Here is an 11,108-nt window from a genome sequence, read left to right on the forward strand (position 1 = left end):
GAACTCTTAGTAAAAAGCACTATTTCATCCTTGTTGCTGAAGCATGGGGAATAATTGTTCGCAAAGTAAAACACCGTTATTCATTGCTTCTACCCGTGCCTCGCTTTCTGTATTACGAAATTGTGCCAACACATGTGCCAGCCGATAAAAAACCACCGCGGTGAGGTCATTCGCCAGCAACTCTGCCTGACCAATAGCACTCTGTTCCTGATAGCGCCAGCCGTTATGGAGCAGTTGAATAAGTAACGCCTGGCAGCGCATCAGCAACTGATGAGCGGTAGACGGCACAGGCAAAACGCTGGCAGAAGGTAGCGGTGCCACAGGCGCAGTTTCTGCGTCCAGCGCCCAGGCGCGGGTTTTGGTCATCATTACCCGTGGTTCCAGTGTCAATTGCCCCTCTACAAAGCTGACAAAGCCAGAAACCAGACTCACGGGGTCGTCTGTTTGTTGCAAAAGCGCCGCCATGCGTTCAACGGCAAAAGGAGAACAGGCAGATGCCGGAAGGGATAACGTCAGCAGATTATCTTCACCTTCGCCGCTGATTACCTGCGCGTCCAGCGTCTGGCGGCTGCTATCCCAACCGAGTGAAATACACTCAGCGACTGGCAGAATAAATAAGTTATCCACCTGATTAAGAGGCCGTATGCAGGCGGGGGGACGCTGGCGTAAATATTCACGCAAAGCCACAATGCCCGGCTGGCGCAACGGCGCACTCAACATTTGCCAGGCGTCTGGCGACAGTGGAACAACACTACTCAAGCGGTTGCGGGTAGCTAACAGCAGCTCGCCATCGGCACTGCGTTTTGCTGCTTGTGAAACAATTTGCCCACCAGCCAGTGCGCCAGCCTGAAAACTAAACAGCCGACGCGTCGCTGCCGGTGAGTTTTCCTGTTCGCTTCTCGGCCAACTACGCGAAAGATGCAAAATACTGCCGGTGTCGGGATCGGTAAACCAGATGCGTAAACCATACTGCTCAATATCCTGCCAGCAACGCATACCTAAAGACACCAGCCGCAGATGATCAAGCTTTGCTTCTCCGGCAATGCCAGCGCCAACGACCGTGCGCCACGGCATGGGAGGAACTTCACCAACACTGTCGCGCCGGGCCATCTCTTGTGCACAATTTAATCGATTGTTTAATGCCGCAAGCTGACGTAAGCATTCTCCGGCATGATAGTGGCTGGCGCGGGCGTGGAAGGCATCAACGCTGGCGCGCAGTTGCCGTAGCGATTCACTCACCCAGCGCCAGTTGCAGCGTTCCGCCGCTTGCTGCGCGCGGCTGAAAGCAGCCTCGTAATGAATAAGCGGCTGGCTGATGCCGCCAAGCCATAACGCCTGGCTTAATTGCTGAACATATTGACGACACGCGTCCCCCTCATCGTTGGCAAACGGATCGTCAGATGATGTGACGTGTTCGCTGCGCATCTGCCAGATTAAATGAGTAAATTCCGCTTGCTGCGCTTTGGCCTGGACAAAGGCCTGTACTGCCAGTACGACATGTTCGCAAAGTGTTCCTTCAATACAATCACAGCGAGCGAAACGAATGCTGCTGCGGGAATAAAAACGTACATCGCTCATCGGTAAGCGGGCAGAGGGAATTTCGCTCGGCGTACAGAACAACTCAATGGTGATGCCTTTAGCGACCAGTGCCTGTGCGCGTTTGCGGGTGGCATCGGGCAGGGTAGCCAGTTCTTCCAGCCAGATTGCCGGATCCCACTCTTCTTCTTTTTCCGTAGTCTGGGTGGTGGCGCAAAGTCGCTGATAACTTAAAACCAGCATCACGCGATGGCGGCACATGCCGCTGGCCCCGCAGCTGCACTGAGCCTCTTTCAGTGCCTGACCGTTCGCCAGCTGGGTACGGACACCGTCACTGAAGGTGGCGATTAAAGCGCCGTTCTCATGGCTGATCTCCGGGACGTTGCCATTTTCCAGTTCCTTAAGACTGCGCTTAACAAAACCGGCATTGCTTAACGCTGTCAGGGCCTGCGGTGTCAGTTCTAATAATTCCGGACGTAGTGAATTCATGACTGAAGATTCTCCGCAAGCCATGATGCCAGCTCGCCCGGTGTCATGGCGGCTATTTGTGCGCCGACATTAACCAGCGCCTGGGCCGTATCGTGGTCATAGCAAGGTGTTGCGGTGCTATCGAGCGCCGCCAGTCCCAGCACTTTGATGCCGCTCTGGACACACTTTTTCACCTGATGCGTCAGTAATGATGATGAACCCCCTTCGTAAAAATCGCTCACGAGGATAATGACGCTTTTCGCTGGTTGTTCAATAAGTTGCCGACCATATTCCATGGCACTGGCGATATTGGTTCCGCCGCCTAATTGCACTTTCATTAATAACTCTACCGGATCGGCAACGTCTGCCGTGAGATCAACCACGCTGGTGTCAAACGCCACCAGATGGGTACGAATACCGGGTAACTGCCATAAACAGGCCGCCATCACCGCTGAGTGGATCACCGAGTCAACCATCGATCCGCTTTGATCAACCAGTAAGACCAGTTGCCATTGATCGCTATGGCGCTTAATGCGGCTGTTAAAGCGGGGGGATTCGATATACAACTTGCCGTGTTGCGGATGCCAGTGTTGCAGGTTGGCACGCAGCGTACTTTTGAAATCGAAATTACGCGCCAGTGGAATAAATGAGCGACGGCGGCGATCGCGGACACCAGAAAAAGCCTGGCGAACTTCCTTTGCCAGTCGCGCCATAATCTCTTCAACAACCTGGCGCACTATCCGGCGAGCGGCAGCCAGCACTTCGGGATTCATCAGATGTTTGGTGTGCAAAACGGCGCGTAGCAGGCTTTCAGAAGGCTGCATACGTTCCAGTACGTCGAGATTCGTCACCACATCTTCAATGCCATAGCGCAGCACGGCATCGCTTTCCAGCCGCTCGATCACCTGTTGCGGAAACAGCGTGTGAATACTGTTGATCCACTCAGGGGTGGTGAGATTTGAGCAACCTAATCCACCGGAGCGTTCACCACGCTGGAGCCGTTCAGGATCGCGCCCATACAGCCACTCCAGCGCGTGGTCTATCTGCCGGGCATTGTCATCCAGCCCACAAAGGGTCGTTTCTGCCGCTTCGCCAAGAATTAATCGCCAGCGTTGTAGCTCACGGGTGGTCAGAAGATCGTTCAGTTCAGACATGGAAAACTCCCCAGTGTTGCAGCGATGCCAGTGCCTGCTGTTCGAGTTGTTGATGATGTGCAATGGCTTGCGGTGGACAATGCAACGGCATTTGCAGTGCCGAAACGGGAAGTTGCGCCAGTTGATAATGCTCAAACACCTGATGCGCCAGCGTCCCGCGTTCTCGTGGTGGTAGCCAGGCCATCGCCGCGCGTAAATCGGGCAGGGCGTTAATAAAATCGTCGTTACTCAGTTGATTTAAATGACTACTGAAACCGGCGATAAATGCCGGCTGACAGGCCAGTTGATGGCGGGCCAGCGCCAGCAAACCGTGCAGCGCTTCGCCGGATTGTGCCGGGGATAATTGCGCCAGCATTGTCAGCGCCGCTTCGGCACTGGCGTTGGGATGTTCCAGACGCATTAGTGCGCCAAGAGCCGCGCCGCGATCCAGCGCCGGGGCATGAATCGCCTGACTGCGGCGCTCCAGTAAGGCTACCGCCGCAGAAAGCGAAACGCCGGGTAAATTAACGCCGCTATGTAGATCGCGCAGGATATGGCAAAGCGCCTGCCAGCTATGCAGGTGAGCGTGAAACTCCTTTTCCTCCGGTTTGCCGTTGGATTCACACAGCCAGAGTGTGCGATCGATAGCCGCGCATAACGTCGTCTGCAATATCTGCGCGCCTTGCATACCGCTGATTTCATCTAACCGCCATAAGGCATATAGCACTTCCAGCGCCTGGCCCATTTCGGCAAATTGATTTTCCTGGGCGATTAATAATGTAAGTTGCTCCAGTAATTGTTGACTGAAAGACGCCAGACCCGCTAACGCCGCCTGGCTAAGACATGTGGTGATGATGCTGATTCCACCCGCGTCCAGCATATCGGCTTCTAATTTATGGCGTGCGGCTTCCTGGAGTGTGGCACCAAAGCAGGCGGCCTCAATCAATGCCGCATGCTGGCTAAGCGGGCGGGTTAATTTCCAGCATTCTTCACCGTTGCCTGCAAGTGACAGTGTACTTCCCTGCTGGCGCACAACCCCTGGGATCTCCAGTATTGCCAACCGATGTAACACCTGACTTTGCGCCAGTCCATCGGGGGTAAAGCGATTTAAGGTAAGCTCCGCCGGAAGAGAGATTCCGGTACGTTCCAGTTCGCAGGTGACATCTTTTGGCAGAGGCGGTTGTGGCGTAGAAGGGGCAAGTTTACCGAATCCGTCACCCGCTAATGTGTCTATCAACGTTAGCAGAATCGGATCGGTATCGGGATGAATAACGCCGCGATAGCTCCACGGCAACGGCGCGTTCAAGGCTTCTTTAATCAGCGAGCCTGCTATGGCATCCAGCCAGTCAGTGCGTAACGGTAGTGTATGACCGCGCAACTGTGCCAGCGCCATCGCATGCAGATGAGCGGCAGCCATATCAGCGGTAGAAGCGGGCAATTTGTGCTGGCGCAAACGGGTAAGGATAGTTTTTAGCAGTTGTTCACCGGCCTGCTGTAGGCCCCACTGCCAGCACCAGTTTTGCCAGACCGGGGCAGGCATACCAGAAAGGTATCCTGCCAGCACATCAAGGCGCTTTTCACTGTAGGGGGTGAGATAACAACCTGTAACGGCATCTGCCAGCTAGGGCAATTCCGGCGTGTTAATTTCCTGCGTGTATTCGCGCCACATCTTTGCCAGTGCCGGAGCATGCCAGCCGCCGCAGACGACTAACACGTCGCCATTGTTTTGCTGCATCGCCCATCCAATCCAGCGGGCCATAAAGGCTTCGCGCTGACGATTGAGGGCATCTCCGGGGGAATCGCCCCGCAGTTGTGCAAAATAGTGCGCCAGCGCAGAGGGTAATGCAGTTTGCTGGCTTTCATCTTCGAACAAGTGATCCCACAGGGTGTCGCTGTTATCCATGCGGGTGGCACGCAGCAGTAAGGTCTGGCTGTCATCTTGCGTATCGGGTGATTCGTCTTCTTCTTCACTCTGCGCCCAGCAAGGCAAATCGATGAAGTAAGTTTGTGCCTGAATACGACGTGCGGCTTGTAGCGCCTGCCACTCCGGCGAAAATTCAGCAAATGGCGTCCAGGCACCACGCCCGGGGGCTGCACCGTCCTGATACTGGCAATAACTGTAAATAGCTACCGGAAGCTGGTGGGCTAAAAACAGTTCGTCTACCCGGTCATTAAAATCAGCCGGGCCTTCAATCAACACGTATCGTGGCCGCTGGCTTTCGATTAACGATTTCACCAGCCGGGCGCAGGCCGGACTATGATGCCGGATGCCGACAATTAACGGCTCGCTCATGCATCTTTCCTCACGGCAGGCGGTGGCGGGCTTGATAATAAGCCTGCCAGTGAGCTTCTTTATGTGTGGCGACACGCTGTTCGAAGTAACGGCGCAGACGCGCGCGATCTTCTTCGTTATCTTTAACGATGGTTCCGGCAATACAGTCCACCAGATCGGCTGGCTCACCTGCGCGATTCGCTAAAAACCAGGCGCGGACGCCCACTGCGTGGGCCACGTTCACGGCTTCAGCGGTGGATATAATTGCCGTCAGAGTATCCATTGACGTTTTCTTTTCGCCGTTGGCACGCAGATCGCGGAAGGTGCGGACCAGTAACTCCAGTACCGCGTCAGGCACTTTATGCGGAATACCGCTATGGGCCAGCAAACGCGCCGAAGCACTGGCGACCAGTTCCAGCTCCTGGGCGAAATCCATAATCGGAAAGACGGTTTCAAAATCGAAGCGACGCTTTAGCGCGGCACTCATCTCATTGACGCCGCGATCGCGGGTATTGGCAGTGGCAATAATATTAAAGCCTTCCCGCGCATAGAGCTGACTGGCTTCACCGGTGAGTTCCGGCACCGTCATCACCCTGTCAGAAAGCATACCTAACAGACAGTCTTGTACTTCCAGCGGTGTACGCGTTATCTCTTCAAAACGGACGATTTTGCCGTCGCGCATTCCCTGGTAAAGCGGGGCAGGGACCAGTGCTTCCGTAGACGGACCATGGTTGATAAGCAGGGCGTAGTTCCATTTGATCTTCAGTAGTAGATGCGCCGCCCTGGATGGTTAACCCGGCATCGCCGCTAATAGCGGTTGCCAGTAATTCAGACAGGAGAGATTTTGCGGTGCCCGGTTCCCCCACCAACATCAAACCGCGCCCGGTGGCAAGAGTGACTAACATACGTTCGACAGCGGAGGGACTAATCACCACTTTACGGCTAATATTTTGCGCGCTATCGCCAAGGATAAAAGCACGGGCCGCAGGCAAACTTAACTGCCAACCGGGCGGGCAAGGTGCGTTATCATTTTGTTTTAATTTTGCCAGTTCATCGGCGTATAACACAGCAGCAGGCGGACGCTGCAGATGATTATTCTGCGGTGACATATATTCATCCCTGAAATGTATTAATGAAATAAACGATATTTTACGCGCAATAAATGTTTGGCGCATTAGTTGTTTGAGCGAAAAATATCTGGAAAGCAGATCACAGTAAATAAAAAAACCTGCTGGTGAGGCAGGTTCTTTTATTTACTATTTTCAGGCCCAACACCGCAGCCTGTGCAACATCGTGTTCCAACGAACGAATTATAACCATCGGTGGACCCCGTTGCAATTAAGATAATGAGATTTATAATCCAGACGGTTGGGACGTTGCGCCGGATCGGACCAATTTTAAGTCCTGGCTACCGGACGGGTGGTGCTGCAGGTGGTGCCCTGATCCGGAGTGCAACATCGTGGTCCAACATACGTAAACCAGTATCGACAGGCAGTGTAAGGGTAAGGTGCTGGTGTTGCGCTCCTTAATAAGGAGAGCGGATGGACACGCTGACACAAAAGTTAACCGTGCTCATTGCCGTACTGGAGCTATTAGTGGCTCTGTTACGGTTGATTGATTTGTTGAAGTAATGGGCAAATTGAAACGCATCTAAGGGGGAATACCGTTTCCCCCTTTAATAAAGCTATTTTTCTATTTCTTGGTTGAATATATTCTGTAGTTCGCGATTAAAAATGGCTATTACCGTTTCTGGTGATTCGCCCCGTAATTTTCGCTCATCAATAAACTCATCTCTTATATAAATCAACGCATCATTTATTAGCGGGTCGACATCCTCTCGATCACGTTGATGAAATGTTGGATGTAGCCGGAATCGCTCCAGTCGGTAGACGGAACCTGTAAATAATTCAGAGCATTTATGGATCTCAAGTCTGAAGGAAAACGGATCTTCAGGTACAGGGACCTCATAATCGTAAATAGCAACCAGCTCTTTTTGCACGATCATCGCTTTTCCCGGTGGCAGGTCGTGTTAATAACGGGCAGTCGCATCACTGCCCGCTGTGTTTTAATGGAAAATGACGTCGGGTGCGCTTAACGCTTCACTCAAATCAAACACATCAAGTTCGGCAAAAGTGACAGATTTATTGTCACGGTATACATGAAGAGAACGGAAGCTCATTAGCGCTTTGCTATCAACATTGTAGTGGTTAAAACCGGATGAAAACTTAAGGACCAGCCGGTACTCGCCCAGGTCATAGACAAATGCATTCTCATAGCCTGACTCCCAGCCTTTGTATCGCATTCCCATAAGTTGCCCAACGGTAGCAGATTTACCTTCCCAGCGATTCAAACTATTACTGGCTGACTCGTCAGGCGTGAGCAGTACTGTGCGCCGTGCCAATTGGCGAAAAGGCGGCATAATTTCGTAATCGGCAAAAAGCTGTGCAAACTCACTGCGCATTTCTGCTGCCATTTCTAACGGGTGGGCAATGCCAATCAGAGCATCGGCAGGCAGGTCAATTGGCTCATCTTGCTCATTGCAGAACTCCCCCTCAGCGGCCACACGAAAGGCGTTGAGTAAACGACGCGGTTCATTTGCCGGATAAACACCCCATATTAATCGCTGAGTAACCAGACGGGTAAAGGGATGATTAACAAACAGAGAATGAAAATCTGCCAGCGACCAGCGTCGGGTGGTGCGCAGGGCAGTTTCAAGACGCGGGAGCAGGTTTTTGCTCACCTGAGTGGCATCTTTTTTTAGCCCTTTTAGTCGGGCCAGTGCCTCGGGTGCTTTCAGTTGATCGTCATCGGCGCGCAACCGGGGAACGCTTTTCTGGCGAACGTTTTGCTGATCAAAGATAACCGGGTTAAGGTTTTCATCGAAGCGAACGGTAAATTGCCGTGGACCAAAATCAAAAATCAACGCCTGCGGATCATCAAGACCCAGTGTTGGGACTAATCTGTCCGCTAACTGTTCCTGGCTTAGCCCTCGATTTTCTGCGACCACCTGAAGAAATTCCGCCGCGTTATCACGTAAGGGGCGGGATTTCGCCCGTTGCGATATATGATGCAGCTGTATCAGTGCCATATCATTATTCATCTGAGTAAGTATGTTCAGGCCGCTGACGGCACGGGCAGATTTGCCTTCCTGTGGCCAGGCAAGGATCTGTGTCGTCAGATCCCGTGCCGTGCTTTCGTCGCCAAAGAGACTTAACGCCAGAAATGCCCAGTTGTCTTTTGCGGGAGCACCAGCTTGTTGCCACGCGGTGAAAAGATCCCAGGCAAAAGCTGCCAGCGTTTGCGGCTGGCAGAAAGTTTTCAGTTGTTCCAGTCCGCTATAAAAACGTCCGCCCTGGGTAAAGCGCAGCATTTCGCCGATAATTTCCAGTGCGTCATCGGTAACAGGCTGATTATTCGTGATAAGGCGCGGCCTGGACCACATTGCCGGCTGCCAGAAATCAGGGGCTTTTGGAATGCGTGTCGGGTAAATCTCTATTGGACTCTGTTTAAGTAAATGCTCCAGGGCAGGCCATACATCTGTACGCTGCCAGCGGTTTGCCGCGGTTTGCAGCAATTCACCATGTCCCTGTTCGTAAAGTAAACGTAGGGCAAGTAATGCAGCTTCGCTATTATCGCTGGATTTGGTGAAGACAAGAGGGATAAGTGCAGTAGCCGTATGTTCCGGCCATTGTAAAATCCACTGGCGAGCCAGATCACGCTGCGCCGCGAAACGTCGCCAGACGCGGGCAACGGGCAGGGCCAGTTCTGTTGCGCCAAAATTTAAAATTAACGGAAATGTTTCTTTTGGACGATATGAAAAAGCCAACAGCAGACCTGGTAGAGCATCCAATCCGAAGATACTGAGAAAATAGTCCTCACCCGCGAACAGATGCTTTTTCTCATTGATACGTAGCCAGAAAGTCAAAGCTATCTCACGCGGCAACTGTGCCAATAAATACAGGTTCCAGATACTCTTTTCCCGACGATAGCGTGAGTAGCTGTCATTTTCCCATATGTTAATTAACACTTCTACGTGACCGCTGCGAAGCGCCTGTTCTGCTAATTGTGCTTCCGGGGAGTTCCAGCCATTCAGGATCTCTTCAACCCGCCCCTGGTAGTAATGCCACTGAACAATGAGTGAATTGCGTGCAGCATCCAGTTTTCCGGGGAGTATATAATTCAGAAACAGCCATACATCATCTCCAAAACCCAGCTCCTGTAGTACAACTCGTCCACTTTTATGTTCCATGCGTTCCGCAAGAGATTCCGTGCTGAAATAACGGGCAGACTCAGTGGCGGCAAGCCTCTCTCGTTCGCCTGGTTGCCAGTAAACTTGCGGCGTTAATTCGAACGGTGCCAAATCAAGACGTGGAACTGTCATTTTTTTCTTACTACGCCACGGTGGTGAAACGAGGATTTCAGGCATTTGGCTGTTATCGGTGCTATCAATAACCGTTTTAGGCGGTGCCGATAAATAACTATTCAGCACTGACCGGGCTTGAGTACTTAACCACGGCATCACCTCTTCTGCCAGTTGTGGCTGCGATGCCATCAGCGTTTGTAACAGCGTACGCCAGTATTCATCACGTGCTTTTTGCTGTGCAGGCAGCTTTTTGTCTTCGATGATTGGATAACCAGGGCGCGTAGGTGGTTCTTTTAGCGCCAGCAGTTCTGCCAGTGCGGCAAGCGTCGCATGGGGGAAATTTTTACTGTATTTAGCTACACGTTGCAGGCTGGGTTTGTTTTTATCAGCAACTAACAGCAGGGTGCGGATGACCTGCGGATGGTTAATTTGTACCAGCAGACTGCCGCAATCTTCTTTATGGGCATACATTGCCAGGCGTGGAACGGCTGCCAGTCCTTGTTCGCGCAAAAGGGCAGCGCAGGCCGCGTAGCCGAAGTGGTTTTCATGCGACATGTAGCTGGCTTCCCGATCGCTAAATATATCCTGGCTCCAGTAGCGTTCGAGTTTTCTCACCGCTCTGGGGTCAATAGCAACAACTTTTAACCACTCCTTAGAATGAAAATGAGTCCACGGGCATTCAAGGCTTACCAACTCATTGGCGATTTCTGGTTTTTCCGGGAGGATCAGAGCAATAAAAGGGCGGCGAACTTTGGTTATTCCTGGCAGTGCGGCAATGAGTTTGTCGGCGCAACGCTGCCAGCTGCTTTCCTCTGCCAGAGAGAGATGCTTACGCAGTCGGAGATCGAATTCGTTATAGGTTTCTGATCGATAACCATAGCCATAATCCTCGTTCTGATACTGCAATGTCACTAGCAGAGGATCACTTTCATAACATCGTGTAATAAACTGGCGTGCAATCACCACCTCAGTCGCATATTCCAGTCCCTCTTGTTGGACGATTTCGTCGAGCAACTGTTGGCTATCATTTTGCGCGATACAGGCTAGCGCCGCCATTGTCCGGGCCGGAACTGAGGGTTTGTGTTCGCCAATCAAGTTGATGGCCTGCGTAATGGCCGACTGCCACTCCAGTGAAAAATTTTCATAACGCCAGACAATGTTTTTTTTCTTCTCAGCTTTTTGTAGCAATTCATCACCCAGTGTCTGGATGAGGCTTTCAGTGATAACAGGCACCGGTTCGCCCGGCCAACTGCGATGGCTGAGCGGCGTTTTGCCTTTTTTATATTTCAGTTCCACTTGGGCGTTATCCGCCAGCCACGGTAATTCCTTGTCCATG

The 11,108-nt window shown here is 52.2% G+C and carries 4 protein-coding genes and 2 pseudogenes; all 6 read right to left on the bottom strand.

The genetic code is table 11. The annotated features are described in order from the left end of the window. Positions 1-24 precede the first annotated feature (24 nt). Positions 25-2,025, bottom strand: coding sequence for an SWIM zinc finger family protein (locus tag ACJHYD_RS02265; RefSeq protein WP_001551351.1), 2,001 nt, complete (start codon positions 2,023-2,025; stop codon positions 25-27). Then, positions 2,022-3,158 carry a vWA domain-containing protein gene (locus ACJHYD_RS02270; protein WP_001551350.1) on the bottom strand — a complete coding sequence of 379 codons (1,137 nt, stop codon included), beginning with the start codon at positions 3,156-3,158 and terminating at the stop codon, positions 2,022-2,024. The genes ACJHYD_RS02265 and ACJHYD_RS02270 overlap by 4 nt, the downstream gene beginning before the upstream one ends. After that, a pseudogene (locus ACJHYD_RS02275) lies at positions 3,151-5,430 on the bottom strand (DUF5682 family protein). Before ACJHYD_RS02275 ends, ACJHYD_RS02270 begins: the two are co-directional and overlap by 8 nt. Positions 5,431-5,440: 10 nt before the next feature. Then, positions 5,441-6,518: pseudogene (locus ACJHYD_RS02280) on the bottom strand (AAA family ATPase). A 575-nt stretch (positions 6,519-7,093) separates the two neighbouring features. After that, entirely contained in the window at positions 7,094-7,414 is a 321-nt protein-coding gene (gene yehK, locus ACJHYD_RS02285) for a protein YehK (RefSeq protein WP_000636924.1), read from the bottom strand. Between the two features lie 60 nt (positions 7,415-7,474). After that, positions 7,475-11,107 (bottom strand): DUF4132 domain-containing protein YehI, encoded by a 3,633-nt coding sequence (yehI, locus tag ACJHYD_RS02290; protein ID WP_001551345.1) that lies wholly within the window; start codon positions 11,105-11,107, stop codon positions 7,475-7,477. Between the last annotated feature and the right edge of the window lies 1 nt (position 11,108).

Source organism: Escherichia sp. WS1368, from assembly GCF_046487485.1.
Classification (GTDB): domain Bacteria; phylum Pseudomonadota; class Gammaproteobacteria; order Enterobacterales; family Enterobacteriaceae; genus Escherichia; species Escherichia coli.